This is a genomic window from Algoriphagus sp. SE2 (genome assembly GCF_039563885.1).
Classification (GTDB): Bacteria; Bacteroidota; Bacteroidia; order Cytophagales; family Cyclobacteriaceae; genus Algoriphagus.
The window spans coordinates 209,697-226,754 of record NZ_JBCLWJ010000003.1; the positions used below are offsets into that span (position 1 = coordinate 209,697).

The 17,058-nt window shown below is 37.9% G+C and carries 14 protein-coding genes and 1 tRNA gene; 10 read left to right on the forward strand and 5 right to left on the reverse strand.

Features of this window, described 5'->3' with window-relative positions; genetic code table 11:
- Nucleotides 1-32: 32 nt before the first annotated feature.
- From AAGF08_RS05005 to AAGF08_RS05015, 3 genes are all read left to right on the forward strand, one after another.
- Nucleotides 33-1,568, forward strand: coding sequence for a histidine kinase (locus AAGF08_RS05005; protein ID WP_343509988.1), 1,536 nt, complete (start codon nt 33-35; stop codon nt 1,566-1,568).
- The gene (locus AAGF08_RS05010) at nt 1,565-2,299 is read left to right on the forward strand and encodes a LytTR family DNA-binding domain-containing protein (RefSeq protein WP_343509989.1); all 735 of its coding nucleotides are present in this window, start codon (nt 1,565-1,567) and stop codon (nt 2,297-2,299) included. Before AAGF08_RS05005 ends, AAGF08_RS05010 begins: the two co-directional genes overlap by 4 nt.
- Nucleotides 2,300-2,566: 267 nt before the next feature.
- Nucleotides 2,567-4,777 (forward strand): hypothetical protein, encoded by a 2,211-nt coding sequence (locus AAGF08_RS05015; RefSeq protein ID WP_343509991.1) that lies wholly within the window; start codon nt 2,567-2,569, stop codon nt 4,775-4,777.
- Nucleotides 4,778-5,527: 750 nt separating this feature from the next.
- On the opposite strand, the gene AAGF08_RS05020 is transcribed toward AAGF08_RS05015, so the two are convergent.
- Nucleotides 5,528-5,601: transfer RNA gene (locus AAGF08_RS05020), tRNA-Asn, on the reverse strand.
- A 235-nt stretch (nt 5,602-5,836) separates the two neighbouring features.
- Between AAGF08_RS05020 and AAGF08_RS05025 the strand changes: the two genes are divergently transcribed.
- From AAGF08_RS05025 to AAGF08_RS05035, 3 genes are read left to right on the forward strand one after another with little or no spacing between them, the layout of a single operon-like run.
- A complete protein-coding gene (locus AAGF08_RS05025) occupies nt 5,837-7,126 on the forward strand; it encodes a Gfo/Idh/MocA family oxidoreductase (protein ID WP_343509993.1) in 1,290 nt (429 codons plus the stop codon).
- Nucleotides 7,127-7,173: 47 nt separating this feature from the next.
- Nucleotides 7,174-7,632 carry a (2Fe-2S)-binding protein gene (locus tag AAGF08_RS05030; RefSeq protein ID WP_343509994.1) on the forward strand — a complete coding sequence of 153 codons (459 nt, stop codon included), beginning with the start codon at nt 7,174-7,176 and terminating at the stop codon, nt 7,630-7,632.
- Between the two features lie 24 nt (nt 7,633-7,656).
- Nucleotides 7,657-9,942, forward strand: coding sequence for a molybdopterin cofactor-binding domain-containing protein (locus AAGF08_RS05035; protein WP_343509995.1), 2,286 nt, complete (start codon nt 7,657-7,659; stop codon nt 9,940-9,942).
- Nucleotides 9,943-9,989: 47 nt separating this feature from the next.
- On the opposite strand, the gene AAGF08_RS05040 is transcribed toward AAGF08_RS05035, so the two are convergent.
- A complete protein-coding gene (locus AAGF08_RS05040) occupies nt 9,990-10,412 on the reverse strand; it encodes a hypothetical protein (protein ID WP_343509996.1) in 423 nt (140 codons plus the stop codon).
- 103 nt (nt 10,413-10,515) lie between these two features.
- On the opposite strand from AAGF08_RS05040, the gene AAGF08_RS05045 reads away from it, so the two are divergent.
- Complete coding sequence (locus AAGF08_RS05045; protein ID WP_343509997.1) at nt 10,516-11,382, forward strand: hypothetical protein; 867 nt, start codon at nt 10,516-10,518, stop codon at nt 11,380-11,382.
- Complete coding sequence (ctlX, locus tag AAGF08_RS05050; protein ID WP_343510197.1) at nt 11,382-12,323, forward strand: citrulline utilization hydrolase CtlX; 942 nt, start codon at nt 11,382-11,384, stop codon at nt 12,321-12,323. The genes AAGF08_RS05045 and ctlX overlap by 1 nt, the downstream gene beginning before the upstream one ends.
- 35 nt (nt 12,324-12,358) lie before the next feature.
- Here the strand turns inward: ctlX and AAGF08_RS05055 are convergent, their stop codons facing one another.
- A complete protein-coding gene (locus AAGF08_RS05055) occupies nt 12,359-12,811 on the reverse strand; it encodes a GNAT family N-acetyltransferase (protein ID WP_343509999.1) in 453 nt (150 codons plus the stop codon).
- Nucleotides 12,812-12,915: 104 nt separating this feature from the next.
- Nucleotides 12,916-14,259 (reverse strand): adenylosuccinate lyase, encoded by a 1,344-nt coding sequence (purB, locus tag AAGF08_RS05060; RefSeq protein ID WP_343510000.1) that lies wholly within the window; start codon nt 14,257-14,259, stop codon nt 12,916-12,918.
- 220 nt (nt 14,260-14,479) lie between these two features.
- On the opposite strand from purB, the gene AAGF08_RS05065 reads away from it, so the two are divergent.
- Nucleotides 14,480-15,574: a ferredoxin--NADP reductase gene (locus tag AAGF08_RS05065; RefSeq protein ID WP_343510001.1), complete on the forward strand. Its 1,095-nt coding sequence runs from the start codon at nt 14,480-14,482 to the stop codon at nt 15,572-15,574.
- A gap of 13 nt (nt 15,575-15,587) precedes the next feature.
- Nucleotides 15,588-16,076, forward strand: coding sequence for a hypothetical protein (locus AAGF08_RS05070; protein ID WP_343510002.1), 489 nt, complete (start codon nt 15,588-15,590; stop codon nt 16,074-16,076).
- Nucleotides 16,077-16,124: 48 nt separating this feature from the next.
- Here AAGF08_RS05070 and AAGF08_RS05075 read toward each other — a convergent pair whose 3' ends face one another.
- Nucleotides 16,125-17,054, reverse strand: a complete 930-nt coding sequence (locus AAGF08_RS05075) for a DUF4097 family beta strand repeat-containing protein (RefSeq protein ID WP_343510003.1) — start codon at nt 17,052-17,054, stop codon at nt 16,125-16,127.
- Nucleotides 17,055-17,058 lie beyond the last annotated feature (4 nt).

A 17,058-nucleotide genomic window follows, 5' to 3' on the forward strand; every position in this document is an offset into this window, starting at 1 on the left:
AAGCCGATATTATGGCTATAAATTATTCATTTATGAGATTTCTTTTCCTCATCCTATGCATCCTCAGTTTTCAAACCTGGAATACTAAAGACGTTTTCGGTCAAACTCATAAGGTAGAAAAAGGTGCAATTAAACTCGCAATTAAAGTCACTTTAGATGACAGAATATTACCTATCGATAGCCTTTGCGATGGATTTGATCCCCTGACTAAAGTCCCTCTCAATTTGGTAATCCCTGAAGGAAGTTCTTTGGGCGTCATTCCTGATTCGATGGGGCCTGTTGATATAGCTCTAGTTGTTAATAATGAAGCACCTAAGTACATCAATCGCCCGAATAATAGATCAAACGGATTTAGCATGAGCTCCTCTCCGGGATCTGAGAATAGCTATGCCTTCATTAATGAAACTAATCAAGATACGCTGAAAATCAGCTGGAAAGTGGGGTACGCGCCTTTGCAACTGGCGGATCTGTATCCCGCTGAATATTTCAAGAACTATGTGGCCCTTCAAATTCAATACATTTTTGAAGACTATCCGGATTCTTCTCAATATGATTGGGGAGCTGTGGAATACATTGAAAATATCAATGAAAGAGGAATCCCCGTTTCTCCTTCTTTTCCATATTCCGATAACGGGCTCTATTTTGTGGTAGACCAATTGACGGAGGATGCGAAAGTTCAATTAAAGGGGTTTCATAAAGAGATTCAGTCCTTAGATACCAAAAACCCATTTGATCTTTTTCTATATGAAGACTTAAATCCGGGGGAGTATGAATTAGTTGTTTGGCCATATGAGGGCGCCTCGGAGGCTATCAGTTTACACTATGCTTTTGTGATTCAGAATCCTTGGTGGAAGGAAGCTCCTGCTTTGGTAGGATTTGGGATGGGGCTTGTGTTAGTCGTCGGAGGGATAGGATTTATTTTTTTTAGAAATCAACAAAAACGAAAGACCAAAGAATTAGAGTGGTCCCAGCGATTAACTGAAGCAGAATTAACAGCAATCAGGGCTCAATTGAATCCACATTTTCTATTCAATGCGCTCAATTCCATCCAAAATTTGGTTAGTCAAGAAAAAAATGACTTGGCTAATTCTTATATCCTAAAGCTAAGTAAATATCTGAGACGAGTTCTTTCTATCTCTAATAAGCAGTTTCATGACCTAGAACAGGAAATTGAATTGACAGAATTGTATTTGGATCTGGAGAAATTGAGATATGAATTTTCTGCCACGGTACATGTTGATTCAGCAGTGCCCGTAAGTACCTTAATCCCCGTTATGCTGCTTCAGCCCTATGTGGAAAATGCAGTCAAGCATGGGGTCGCATCTTTGGGTAAGGAGGGGGAAATACAAGTCGTATTCTCAAGAAAATCGGATTTTCTCCAGATAGAAATTTTGGATAATGGACCAGGACTAAAAGAAGCGAATGAATTGTCCACCGGCCTGGAATTGGGTAAAAAGCAGATTCAAAATCTGAATCATATATATTTAGGAGAAGCGACTGTTGAAATAAGTAACAGGATGGATCAGTCAGGTGTCCGCGTATTAATTAAACTTCCATTAGAATCATGAGCTATAAAGCATTAATCATTGATGATGAGTCGGGGAACCGCGAGTTTTTGGTAGGTTTGCTGAAATCCCATTGCCCTGATATCATCAGTGTATCGGAAGCCTCCTCTGCATCAGAGGGGCTTTCGCTTCTGGAAAAATTGGATCCGGATGTTGTTTTTCTGGATATTGAAATGCCGGGAGGAAATGGGTTTGATTTTTTAAATAAAGTAGGAGAGGTGAATTTCAAAATTATTTTTGTTACCGCCTATGATGCCTATGCCTTAAAGGCTATTAAGTATTCGGCTCTGGATTATCTGCTTAAACCTGTTGATCCGGAGGAATTGGTTAAAGCGGTGGAAAAGCTGTCCAATTTCAGTTCAGATTCCAACCGAATTGGGTTTTTGAAGCATAATCTTTCGCATCGGGAAGACCGGAGAATCGCACTTGCTACCCAAGATGAAGTGCTCTTTGTACGGTTGGATGATATTATCCGTTTAGAAGCAGAGGCCAACTATACCCGGATTTATATTTCGAAAGAGTTGCCAGTATTACTTTCCGGAAATCTGGGATCCTATGAACGGCTTTTGCTGGATGATCGATTTTACAGAACCCACCAGTCTCATCTGATAAACAAGGATCATATCAGAAAATATATCAAAACTGAAGGAGGGTATTTCTTAATGTCAGATGGCGCGCAAGTGCCCGTGGCTCGGTTGAAGAAAGAGGAGGTGAAAAGAATCTTTCTGAGTTGACTTGAATTAATTCATTGACTTTTCTCTGAATATTCTTGATATGAAAAAGAAATCTAAGAGTCATTAGCCATGTAAGAAACTGTTTTTACCCATTTAAATAATTAAAGTCTAAAAAACTCATAATAAGGATTAATAAAAGAAGTCAAAAATCTGGTTGAAAGGAGTTTAATGATCCTTTATAAAACCTTTAATTCATAAAAATTGTATCTAACATAGAACCCCTTTAAGGTCAAAGGAGTATTTAGTTGAGATGTTCAAATTCTAAACATGAAAGTATTCTCTATCGCAGTATTTATATCTTTCATTTGTTTTATTGATTTAAATGGTCAGTCTATTCCAGGTCCGGGACGCTATTTTTCAGAAGGGGAAGATATTAAAATCTATGAAAAAATATTTTTAAAACTGAATAGGGATGTTATAAAAGCTGGGGATTCCTTAAACTATTCTGTCTTTACTTTTCATACTTCTGAAAAAAGGGATTTCCCGGAAAGCAAGTACTTAAACCTTGATCTTGTTTCAAGATCCGGTGACTTTATTCTTAATCAGAGATTGATCTTTCAGGATGGAGTTGCTTTTGGAAGAGTTACCATCCCCGAAAAGACACCAGAGGGGGAGTATCTCTTAATAGCCCACACAGATGTTATGAAGGGGGCAATTGATAAGTATTTCTATAAAGGCCTCAGGGTGACAGGTGAACCTATTCTTCCTAAAAATGAAAAGGTGATCTTGGAGTCTTTTCCAGAAGGTGATTTTTTGGTTAAAAATCTGGCAAATAACCTAATTATCAAATCAAGTCATCCCAATGGAAAGGGTCTCGCATACTCGGGGAAAGTACTAAATTCCAATTTTGAAGAAATTGGAGAATTTCAAACCAACGAAGAAGGTTTTTGTAAGTTGCTATTTAAGCCTTCCGATGCAAAAAAATACTACCTAAAAGGTAATAAGTCTGATTTAGTTGAGATTACCCCTGTCCAGGAAGAAGGATTGAATTTAAGGCTAGTAAATCTGGATAAGTTGAATAAAATTTCTTTTGAAATCGAATCAAGTCCTGGAGTTTTGGCGGATAGCCTAACTCTATCCATTCATAATAAGGATTTTCCATTAGTTCATCAACGTCTAGCTTTTAAAGATCATAAAGTATCGATGTCCATCCCTTATGAATTTTTGGCGAATGGATTACATCGATTGGTAGTACAAACAGATCAAAATTCTCAGGTACTATCTCGATATTTTTTTATTGAAGGGCCTGATGAAAATTTGAGAATTAAAGGAATTGAAACTGGAAGTAAAGATAGTTTGATTATCGCTCTCCAGTCGGAAGAAGATATTGGATATCAATTTGGACATTTCACATTTCCTAATGATCCTGGAAGCGAACAGAATTTGGATTTTTTAAGCTATGCTAAATTAGGTGCCTTACTTAAGGAAGATAGCTATCATCTTAAGCGATTTTTCAATCCTTCTTATCCCGAAAGATTAGAATCACTTGATTTATTTTTGTCAACTATCAAATCTTCCCATATAGATGGGTTGGAGCAGGTAATCGAACCTTCCATTTTTGATAGCTTATTCACATATAAACTTCTTTTTTCTGATTCAGAAACAGGAAAACCCCTATTTAAGGAAAGAATCTTGGTTTTTTCGGAAGCCTTAGCTGGCTATAAAGAAACACTCAAAACAGATGAAAACGGCTTGATTACTTTAGCTGACTTATACTTTGTCGGAGAAAAAGAATTCTATTTCGAAAAGGCATTCAATTCACATCAAGATTTCAAGATTGAATTGATAGAAAAAGAAACAAGGAAAACTAATTCGCCAATTCCAAGAAAAATTCTCTATCCAATTTTGGAAATATCAGAACAGACTTCACCCGAGACTAAATCGGAAAAAGGTATGGACTTGGAGTATTATACGGACTTGGAGGCCTTTACGATTGAATCAGAAAGAATTAGAACAGAACAGAAATATAGATATAGACCAGAATCTATGCTTGGATTGGGAAATCGGGTTAAAGTCGCCGAAGAAGAAGTAAGACATCCAAACCCACTCAAACTAGTTGAATCCTATGGAGTTCAGCTAATCCCAACATCCCGGGGCTATTCAGCGAAAATAAAAGGAAGAACCCCTACTATATTTTGGGACGGGATAAAGCTGAATCAGGCCTCAATGATTAATAACTATTCCGCCTATTCAGTTGCAGAATTTGATGTTTATTATAATGGAGTAATTACATTTTTTTCGAAAAGTATTGAGGAAAGTCTCAACAATAAATTCAATTCTATCCTATTAAAGGGCTTTGGAAATACTGATCCACATTCTGGGATTATTGTGACAAATTTTAAAGTAGAAAGGAATGTTGCTAATACTTATTTTAAAATGAAAAAAGGCTTTAAGACCATTAATTTTCAAGGAGTTTCAGAAGATGGGACGTTTTACCGAGTAGTGTTAGAAGAAAATAATCTAGGTGTAGGCAAATAATAAACTCATTTTTTCTCTTTAATTATCTCAAAATACTTCTCAAAATATGATTGGTGTAATCATCCCAGAAACTAAGGGAAGGAAGAAATATCTTAAATTGATGTGAAATACTAGGGGCCTTTTCAGTATATACAAGGTTTCTGTATATCCTGAAGAGACTGTTATTGTAAGGGATTTTATTGCTTAAGATTTTGGAACGAGCTTGATTTTCAATAAAAATGAAGATGTAGAAAATATTGCGCTAGCATACATCTCCACAGTTATCATTATAAAAGATAAGGTAGATGGTAAACCTACCGGGATGTTTTTTCTGGCTGATTATATCCTCCTCCCTGCCGGCCGCAGGTGGGTTAGGATCGCCCTGGTTCTTATCGTGGGCAAGGACCCTCTAATTAATCCCGTACATACGGGACTCTAACCAATAGAGCTAAATTTCCATTAGCTATAAATTCTGGGTTGATAAGTTTGAGTATAAGAGATTTGGATTTTTGCTTTTTTAAAAACTTTTCAATCCTCAAAGCTTCCGGTTTTGACCCCTTTACTTTGAATAGTACTATTTTCCCATAGACGGAACGTTGAAGTGTAAGTGGGGAACCTGCTTTCATTGTGTTCCAAAAACCTTCATTTGGGGTTGTAGGTATACCTTATATGAAAATTGTCAAAAGAAAAAGAATAAAGTATGCATATAAAAAAGTCCATACCTAATCTTAATAAAAAAGCCTTAACTCTTTCGAATTAAGGCTTTAAATGCTCCTCCTCTTGGGCTCGAACCAAGGACCCTCTGATTAACAGTCAGATGCTCTAACCAACTGAGCTAAGGAGGAATTTATTTGTTTTTTTCGGACCGTTTTCCGAATTGGTGTTGCAAATGTAGGAGGCTAACTTATTTATTCCAAACCCTTGTCTAAAAATTCTTGCTCTAATCTTCTTTCATCATCAAAATCAGAGACTTATTTTTTGAAAAACTGAGTTAAATTACATTTTAAGATTAAATGATTTAAATTCCATGAGATTTTGTAATTTGAAGAATGTAGAATTTTTACCCAAAATCGACTGACTATGATTAAGTCAATAAACCGAAGAGAGTTTGTCAGATACTCTGCTCTTACAGCTCTTGGTTTACAATTTTTGCCGTTCCAAGGTTCTCGAGCTGCTCCTTCTGATCGTGTTAGAATCGCTCATATTGGCTTAGGGGGTATGGGATTAAACCATTTAAAATGGTTTGCAAATCTTCCGGAGGCAGAAATTGTGGCCTTATGTGATGTGGATGAGCTTCACGCAAAAGAAGCACTTTCTAAACTGAAAGAAATTCATCCTGATACAAAAGCTCAGATTTATTCAGATTTCAGAAAGGTTTTGGAAAGACAGGATATTGATGCCGTGACGATTGCAACTCCGGATCATTGGCATGCTCAAATAACTATTTTGGCCTTTCAGGCAGGGAAAGATGTTTACAGTGAAAAACCGCTTTCTTATTCCCAACACGAAGGGAAATTGATGCTAAATTCGCAAAACCAAACAGGTCGAATTTTTCAGTTAGGAACTCAAATTCACGCCGGGGATAATTATCATCGAGTTGCAGAAATCATTCAATCCGGAGTCTTGGGAAAAATTAAGACAGTGAGACTTTGGAAAACGGGTGAACCTCCATTGATTCCTATTTTGAATTATCAGGAACCTCCATCCAATTTGAATTGGGATATGTGGCTTGGGCCGGCTCCTTATTCGGATTATGCTCCTGAAAAGTGTCACTTCAGCTATCGTTATTTTATGGAGTACTCAGGTGGTGTTTTTCAGGATTTTTGGTGTCATATCGCAGATATTGTTTGGTGGTCAATTTCGCCGGAAGGACTGAAAAAGGTTTCTGCCAATGGAGAAAAATCTGATGGCGCAGGGGACACTCCAAAATGGATCGATGTGGATTTTAAATTTAAAAAATTGGATCTCCACTGGACCTCTACGCCACCAAATGTTCCAGGAGCAGAAGGAAGGGGGATTGGAGCTTATTTCGAAGGAACTAAAGGAACATTAATCTGTGACTATTCTACTAGAGAAATACGCATTGATGGTCAGATAATGGAGGATATTCCGGAAATTCCAAAAACTATAATCAGATCTCCAGGACATCAACAGAATTTTATCGATGCTGTAAAAGCAAGATCTCAACCGGAGTCTTATCTTGAATACGCAAGAGGTATGACCATGCCTATGCACCTGGCTTTGATTTCTTTTAAGTTGAAAGAAGAATTGAAGTGGGATTCTAAAAAAGAACTTTTCAAAAATAATGATGCAGCAAACCAATTACTTTTTAGACCTTACCGGGAGAAATGGAATTTAATTGGAGCTTGAAACAACTGAAATATTGATATTTATTTAAACCATTAACTCAAAACTCAATGTCAAAATATACATTAACGATCAACGGAGAGAAAAGAGAAATAGATGCCCTGGAGGATATGCCTCTTTTATGGGTAATCAGAGATCTTTTGGGAATGAAAGGAACCAAATTTGGTTGCGGACAGGCTTTATGTGGTGCCTGCACAGTTCATTTAGATGGAGTAGCTGTCAGGTCTTGTTCGGTGCCTATATCATCTATAGGAGAAGGTAAAATTGTCACAATCGAAGGACTTTCAGAAAATGGAGACCATCCAGTTCAAAAAGCATGGGAGGAACATATTGTACCTCAATGTGGCTATTGTCAATCGGGTCAGATCATGAATGCTGCTTCTTTACTTAATTCAAATCCAAACCCTTCCGAAAAGGAGATTGAAGAGGCTATGGCTGGTAATTTATGCAGATGTGGTACCTATAATCGAATCAAAGAAGCGATCATGACCGCTTCAAAATCACTTTAATCTCTTTCACTTAACCCTAGCATCATGTTTTCGAATATACCATTTCAAAAAAATAAAGATAGAAAAGACCAAAGTAAGGTTTTTGCAGCCTCAAGAAGAGACTTTTTAAAACTTGGTTCACTAGCCACTGGAGGGCTCTTACTAGGAGTAAACTTCCAATGCTCCGGACCAAAAGGGGAGACCATTACATTTGCCCCCAATGTTTATATCAGTATCAATTCAGATAACGAGGTAATCCTCATTGCACATCGATCTGAAATGGGTACTGGAATCCGTACCACCCTTCCCCAGATCATGGCAGATGAGTTGGGAGCTGATTGGTCAAGAATCAAAATCGTTCAGGCCGAGGGCGATGAGGATAAGTATGGAAATCAGAATACTGATGGATCTTTCTCTGTAAGAATGTTCTATGAGCCTATGAGAAAAGCCGGTGCTACCGCAAGGCATATGTTGATTTCTGCGGCGGCCGCTGAATGGGGTGTGGAAGCTTCAGAATGTGACACTCAAAATGGCATGGTGATCCATGCTGGAAAAGGTGAAAAAGTTGAATTTGGGCAGTTGGTGGATAAACTCAAAGATGCTCCGGTGCCTGCTCCTGAAGATGTAAAGTTGAAAGATTTTTCGAGTTATAATTTGATTGGTAAAGATGTAGCGATTTATGATCTGAAAGATATTACCCACGGGAAAGCTGTTTTTGGAGCAGATGTGGATTTGCCAAATATGAAAATTGCCGTCATCAAAAGAACTCCTGTGATAGGAGCAAAAGTAATTTCTTTTAATGATGAAAAAGCCCTTGCAATTCCTGGAGTGAGTCAGGTGGTTAAAATTGAAGGTTCTGGATTTCCTCCCGGACTCGATAAAGCACTTGAAGGAGTAGCGGTAATTGCTGACAACACCTGGTCTGCCATCAAGGGTCGTGATGCACTGGAAGTCGAGTGGGACTTAGGAGAAAATCAAAATTATAATTCTGACCAACAGCTAGTAGAAATGTTGGAAAGTACGAAAGGAAACGGTAAAGTCAGAAGAGAGCGAGGTAATTTCGATTCAGCGAGAAGAGCTGCCTCAAAAGTGATTGAAAGAACTTATGAAGCTCCCTATTATGCTCACGGGACCATTGAGCCGCCGGCTGCTATTGCACATTACAAAGAGGATGGTTCCTGTGAAGTTTGGGCCCCAACTCAACATCCCCAATGGGCTCGGGGAGCAGTAGCTGCAGCTGTCGGAGCAGATATAGCTAAGGTTAGAGTAAATGTCACCTTGTTGGGAGGAGGTTTTGGTAGAAAGTCTAAGCCAGACTTTGTTGTTGAGGCGGCTACACTTTCCAAAGCTGTAAAAGCTCCAGTTCGTGTTCAGTGGACCCGAGAGGATGATTTACATTTTGACTTTTTCCATTCTCATAGTGCACAAAGAATAAAGGCTTCTTTAGATGGTTCTGGGCAATTAACTGGTTGGAATCATCAAACTGTTTTCCCTGCTATTGGATCCACAGGAAGCAAAGAAGAACTACATCCTTCCGATGGAGAAATGGGCTTGGGTTGTGTGGATTTTCCCTTTGATGTGCCCAATATCAGAATTGAATCCCATGAATCCACCGGTAATACAAGAATTGGATGGCTTCGTTCCGTAAGTAACATTCATCATGCTTTTGCCATTCATTCTATGATGGATGAAATCGCAGAAGCAAGAGGTAAGGACCCAATTGAAAATGCGTTGGAATTATTTGGCGAAGACAGGGATATTGTTTTTCAACCTGAAATTGTCGGAGGGGCTTATGAGAATTATGGAGAGAAAATTGAAAATTATCCTTGGAATACGGGGAGAATGAAAAATGTCATCCGAACAGTTGCTGAAAAATCAAATTGGGAAGCGAATAAATCTGCTGGAAAAATCATGGGATTTGCAGCTCACAAAAGCTTCCTTACGTATGTTGGTTGTGTGGTAATTTTAGAAAAGGGAAGTGATGGCAATACAGTGATTTCAGATGTTTACTATGCCGTGGATTGCGGTGTTGCAGTGAATACAGATAGAATAAGATCTCAATTTGAAGGTGGGGCACAATTCGCAACAAGTTTAGCTACAACCTCAGCAATTACATTCGATAAGGGTCAGGTTCAACAAAATAATTTTGATACCTATCAGATGATAAGGATGCCAGCTTCACCGAAAAGGATTCATGTTCATATCGTAGAAAGCCAAGTCAAACCAACGGGTGTAGGAGAGCCTCCGGTTCCTCCTTTTATTCCGGCTCTGGCAAATGCTATGTATAAAATGAACGGTAAAAGAATCTATAAACTGCCGTTTAGTATTTAGTATATAAGGCGGGTTTATCTTCAAGCTATTGGTGATAGATCCGTCTTTTATTTTTGATCTTTCACACTGAATTTTCTGGTCATTACTTTTATATACTTTGTTTTCCTGAAACGGAGGGCAGACCAGTCCTCATTGATTGCGATTTGGCGAACGCCTTCGTAATCAAATTCACCTAAGTAACTCCATCCTGAGTCCCGATTTATCTGAGTTTTATATTTTTTTGAGGTTTTTTTCGGGTATGCAATCCATATTTGTTGATCCTCCGGTGCTAATGTCTGCATCTCGAAAAAGCACTTTTTTATATCTTCTTCAGTCTGGACAAAGGCTACCATAAAGTCTGGGTTTTTCTTGGGACCCATAAGACCCATGTTCTTCCAAGAATCGGTTAAATCTTGAAGATCATCTGGAGTATTCCATACCCAAATGTTCATGCCTTCTTTCCAGGTCATCTTTTTTAAAATAGGGTCCATCGTAAATTGATTTAATAAATATTCCGTTTTCTTATCAGTCAAAAGTTAATTCCTTTAGATGGAATAGGCTTTTTGGCTAATTTAGGATTCATTTAAAGTTACTATGAAATCATTTCTTCTCTTTCTTTTCTTTGGATTTTGTGTTCTGATAGCTAAGGCCCAAGATTTTCCAGTTGACTCCATATTTTCGGAAGGAATTCCTATTAAAACTGTCAATTCCACTATTCTAAATGAGATGAGTGGATTGGCTTTTAGCAAGATGCATCAAGACCTTCTCTATGTGCATAATGATAGTGGGGGAGAACCCATTGTTTATATTCTAGATTCATTAGGGAACGTTTTGGGTGAAATCGAGCTATTGGGTGCTAAGAATAGAGACTGGGAAGACATAGCAGTGGGACCAGGGAAAGATGGTCAAAGCAGTATCTATGTAGGAGATATCGGGGATAACTCAGCTCAATATGAATATATCACGGTCTTAAGATTACCTGAACCCCTCCATTTAAAATCTTCAATGCGAGTGCCTCCTGAAAAGATTAATCTTAGGTATCCAGAAGGTCCTATGGATGCAGAAACGTTGATGGTAGATCCTCTTTCAGGAGATCTTTTTATAATTTCTAAAAGAGATCAACAAAACACATTATTTAGATTACCGGCGGAAAAGTTTGAAGATGGAGAGGCGATTTTGGAAGAGGTTTTGAAACTATCTATTACAAGTTCGACAGGGGGAGATATCTCTCAGGATGGTGCCCAAATCATTATTAAAAACTACCTTGAGGTCTATTATTGGCAACGAATGGGAGATGAGGAAATAGGAAAATCTTTAGTTAGAGACCCTTTCCGATTACCTTATAGTCCCGAGCCTCAAGGAGAAGCTATAGGTTTTACACCCCTTGGAGAAGCCTTTTATACAATCAGTGAGGTTCGATTTGAAATTCAACCTGTTCTCTACAGATATCCCAAAAAGTAATAGTTATGCAGACATCCTCTAATATCCTGATGGTTCGACCCGCTAATTTTGGCTATAATGAAGAGACTGCAGCTAATAATTTTTACCAGCAACAGGATCAGAGAACCTCTTTGGAAATAAGGGATTTGGCAAGAAAGGAATTTGATGGATTTGTATCTCTTTTGAGAGATCAGGGAGTGAATGTTGAAGTGGTTGAGGATACAGAAAACCCCGTTAAGACCGATGCTGTTTTTCCTAATAATTGGTTTAGTACGCACCCAAATGGAAAGTTGATTTTATATCCCATGTTCTCTCCAAACAGAAGATTGGAGCGGAGAAAAGATCTAATTGAACTTTTGATGAAAAAGGGATATCAGATTGATGAGATTATTGATTTGAGTTTTTTTGAAAATGATGGGCAGTACTTGGAGGGAACAGGAAGCATGGTTTTTGACCATGATAGCAAATCAATATTTGCCTGCTATTCCGTACGAACTCATCCATTTCCCCTCAATTATGTAGGTCAACTTCTGGGATACGAAGTGGTAGGATTTCATGCGGTCCAAGAAATAAATGGTCAATCCAGTCCGATTTATCATACCAATGTCATGATGCACATAGGCAGGGATTTGGCTGTAGTATGTTTAGATAGTATTCCGAAAGCTTCTGAAAAGCAGCAAGTTCAAAAAGCACTCACCAAAGCTGGTAAAAAAGTTATTCCCATTACTCCAAAGCAAAAGTTCAGCTTTGCTGGAAATATGTTGGAGGTAAGTAATGACGGAGGGGAGAAGTTTACTGTTATGTCACAGACCGCACTGGATTCATTGAATATCGGGCAAATTCAATTGATTGAAAAATATACGACTATCATCAGTCCTTCAATTCCTACTATTGAGAAGCTAGGTGGAGGTAGTGCACGTTGTATGATGGCGGAGATTTTTTTACCAAGGATGAGTAAATGATTTTGTTAATTAATGGATTCTGATTAAAAGTACATTTAAGGAAGAGATTTCTGGTAGCAAACACTATTCTCTACACCGATATATTGACCATAATTCGGGATCTGTTTATAACCTGCCTTTTCGTATAATGCGATGGCATCAGGTTGTCGCTTCCCAGTTTCCAAAACACAGGCTTTATAACCCATTTCACTAGCCCATTTTTCCAATTCCGATAAAACCTGACTTGCAATTCCTTTTCCACGGGCTTCGATAACAGTATACATCCGCTTTACTTCCATCCGACTTGGGTCTAATTCCTTAATAGCTCCACAAGCCACAGGGACTGTGTCTTCAAATGCGACGACAACATGTTTTAATTTGTCAATCTTATTGTATTGAGAATAAAATGCCGTTTCGTCCCCATCAATCTTTTCTAGGTAAGCATCCAATTGCTTCACCAAGTTTTGAAAATCAATATTAGAAGAATCTGTTTTCAGGATTTTAATCATACTTCTTCATTCTTTTGATGAATTTATTAAATGAATCTGAATAAGGGGCATAAAAAAACCGAGACGTTTTAGTCTCGGTTTTAATTTTTCACAGTTTAAATCTATTATATCCCAGTATAATTGAAAGGTGTGATTTTATTTAATTCGGCTTTCAACTCGTCTGAAATGGGCAAGTTTGAGATAAATTCCTTGATCGAACTTTCAGTAATTTTTGAATTGGTTCTGGTCAGGTCTTTTAATGCTTCATAAGGTTTAGGGAAGGCCTCTCTTCTCAAAACCGTTTGAATAGCTTCAGCTACAACTGCCCAATTATCATCCAAATCTTCATGAATTGCCGCCTCATTCAATTCCAGTTTATCTAGCCCCTTCGCCAAAGATTCCAAAGCGATAACCATGTGTGCCAGTGGAACTCCAATCACTCTCAAGACTGTGCTATCAGTCAAATCTCTCTGCAATCTACTGATAGGTAGTTTAGCAGCAAGGTGTTCTAAAAGTGCATTGGCAATGCCTAGATTTCCTTCCGCATTTTCAAAATCAATCGGGTTAACTTTATGTGGCATTGCTGAAGACCCAATTTCTCCGGCTTTAATTTTTTGCTTGAAATAATTCATAGCCACATATTGCCATACGTCTTTTGCAAGATCCAAAAGAATGGTATTGATTCTTTTTAATCCATCAAAATGCGCTGCCAAGTTATCGTAATGTTCAATTTGAGTAGTAGGAAAGCTTCTTACAAGTCCCAAATGATCCTTGACGAATTTGACTGCAAAATCATTCCATGCTATTTCAGGATAGGCCACTTGATGTGCATTCATATTTCCAGTGGCACCGCCAAACTTAGCTGTGTATGGGATTTGATTAAGAAGTTCAAGTTGTTTCTCAATCCTAACTACAAATACATTGATTTCTTTCCCAAGACGTGTAGGTGAAGCAGGTTGACCATGTGTTTTTGCAAGCATCGGAATTGCTTTCCAGCTTTCGGCTTTTTCCTCTAGCTTCAGCATCACTGCTTCTAATTGAGGAAATATTACCTCTCTCATTCCAGTTTTAAGCATTAATGGAGTTGAGGTGTTGTTTATGTCCTGAGAAGTCAAACCAAAATGTATAAACTCCTTATGTGCCTCAAGGCCGAGTATGTCAAATTTCTCTTTTAGAAAATATTCAACTGCTTTTACATCATGATTTGTAATCTTTTCGGTCTCCTTTATTTTCTCGGCATCTTCTAAGGAAAAGTGATCGACGATCAATCGAAGTTCAGAAAATAAAGTGTGGTCAAAATCTTTTAACTGAGGTAAGGGCAATTCGCAAAGTGCGATGAAATACTCAACCTCAACATGAATTCTATTTTTTATTAAAGCGAATTCTGAAAAATAGGCTCTTAAAGGGGCTGTTTTGCCGGCATATCTTCCATCAACTGATGTGACTGCTGTCAACGCATTTAATTCCATTGGGATATTCCGTTTGATTTTGAAAGGTGCAATTTAGCCTTTTGACTTCATAATTCTGACCTTATGCCTCCGATTTCAGGACTTTTGTCAGATATTTCCGAACCCTCTTCCCATAAATTAGGTTAACCTTTCGAAATAATCTGTGTAGAAGTCGATTTTTTCTACCAGTAGGTTAATTTTGCAAATTCAATTACAGACAACTAAATAGTTTAGAATTCGGATGTTCAATTTATTTAAGAAAAAGAAGGAGGAAGTTAAGAAACCTGCTTACTTACCCTTGAAAGTGAGGGAGGTAGTGAAAGAAACGGCAGATACAGTAAGTATTTATTTTGAGCAGCCAGAGCCATTTTTGGAATATAAGCCAGGACAATTCTTGACTTTGGTAATTGATTTTGATGGCAAAGAACAAAGGAGGTCTTACAGTTTATGTACCTCTCCTTATGTAGATCCATTTCCGGGGATTTCTGTCAAAAGATTGCCGGGAGGGCTTTTTTCAAACTATCTGAATGAGAAAATCCATCCTGGAAAAACAATCAATACACTAAAGCCACTCGGTCATTTTACAACAGATTTCCATTCTAAGAACCAAAAGCATTTCTTTTTGATAGCAGGTGGGAGTGGGATTACGCCAATAATGGGCATCTTAAAATCCGTTTTGGCCAACGAGCCAAAATCTAAAGTTACTTTGTTGTACTGCAGCCGTCATGAAGAGCATATCATTTTCAAAAAAGAACTTGATGAATTGGAGAATAAGCATACTGGAAAACTTAAAATAATTCATAATCTGAGTCAACCAACTGATTCTTGGACTGGGTTGTCTGGGCGGTTAAAAAGTGAAACACTTACTGATTTAATAAAAACAGCGGAAGCTGAATCGGATTTTCAAACGGATTATTTTATCTGTGGTCCAGAAGGGATCTTGGAAACAGCTCAGGATGTGCTGACTGCCTTGAATATAGAGAAGGAAAAAATCCATAAGGAAAGTTTCTACTCCGCTGCTGCAGAAGCTGCTCATGAAGCCGCTGCCACCCTAGGAGGTTTGACAAGGGATGTCATGATTGAGATGGAAGGAGAGGAGCATTTAGTTACCGTTTCACCTGATAAAACTATCTTGGAATCAGGCTTGGCACAAAACTTAAATATGCCATATAGTTGCCAAAGTGGACTATGTACCGCGTGTAGAGGTAAATTGCTCAGTGGGGAAGTGAAAATGGATGAAGATGCCGGGCTTAATGAAAATGAAATCAATGAAGGATATGTTCTTTGTTGCGTTGGTAGACCCATGACTGACAATGTTAAAATCAGAATAGAGTAATTTCCAAAAACAGATGGACATCGAAGAAATTCGGAAAATTTATAAAAGTCTAGAGCAATTAGTATTGATTTTAATGCTGATTGCTCTACCTCTTTTCGGGATGGTTTATCTTTATTATAATTCAGGAAATTTAGATTGGGAGCTTCCAGAAATTCCTGATTTTGTCAATGGAATGTTAGCGGGAGGCGGTACTGCCCTTTTGGCGATACAATATTTTTTGTTCCATAAAAAATTGAAGGTAAGCTTTCATTATGAGGAGCTTTTAAAAAAAGTAAAAGTTTATTCCAATGCTACTAAAGAGCGATTCTTTTTACTCTTTTTATCTTCCTTATTAGCCACAATAGGCTTATTGTTTTTTGGTAACCCTTATTTCGTTATCTTATTTGCAGTAACTCTTATCTTCTTTTCTTTGGCAAAACCGACTCCAGATAGAATGGGAAGGTTAATGAAATTGAAAAAGAAAGAAAGAGATGTGATTCTTGCAGCATCCAGACCAGAATAAAAAAGCACCAATCCTCAACGGTTGGTGCTTTTTAAGAATTGAGTTGGTTTAGTTTTCAATCGAAATATTTCCTGAAGAAATTGATCCTTTGATCCAATCGGAAGCTCCATTATCAATTTCTAAATTCTTTCCTGTACTGATGCCACCGACTTTCAGATTTCCTGATGAAGCTCTTAAAGAGAAGTTGTAGGACTTCAGATCAGAAGAGGTTTGAATTCTAAAAGATCCAGAGGTACCATTGAATCTTGTGTTTCCTGAAAGACCTGCGTTAGAAGCTCTTATGTTGCCAGAAGTAAATTTCAACTGTCCTAATGAACCTATATTGCTAAGTTTGGCATTTCCAGAGGTTAATGAGGCACTAAGCTCCCCATCAATAGAATCAGCATCCAAAGATCCACTGGTAGATTCATAATCTACATTTCCGGATACGTTGTTGATGTCGGCATTTCCAGAAGTTACTTCGGCGACGACATCTCCATCTATTTCATCTATTGAAAGTGAACCTGAACTTGCTTTCACATTAAGATCTCCCTTTATGTTTGAAGCTGAAACTTTTCCAGAGCTCACTCTGAGATTTGTTTCATCGTTGCTTACTCCATCTACTGAAATTGTTCCTGAGCTATTTTTGATGTCTAATGCCATCATTATTGGGCCATTTATTTTTATAAACCCCTTGTTTCGATTATTCCCCCAAGAACTACTATTACTTTTTCGCTCGTAGGAGATTTTTAATACGTCTCCAATTGTAACAAAGATTATGTCTTGATCTTCGTTATTAGACTCCAAATAGGCTTCTACCTTTACATCTGAGCCTGAGCCTCCGTCATAAGAAACGTTAAGCCAACCTCCACTTACTTCTATCTTGCTGATATTTGAGTAAGTCTTGTTAGTGTCGACAATAACATTTTGTGCCACACTTTCAGTCGCAAACAGAAGGAATGCGAAAATTACCGGGCTAATTTTGAATAATGTTTTCATAGGT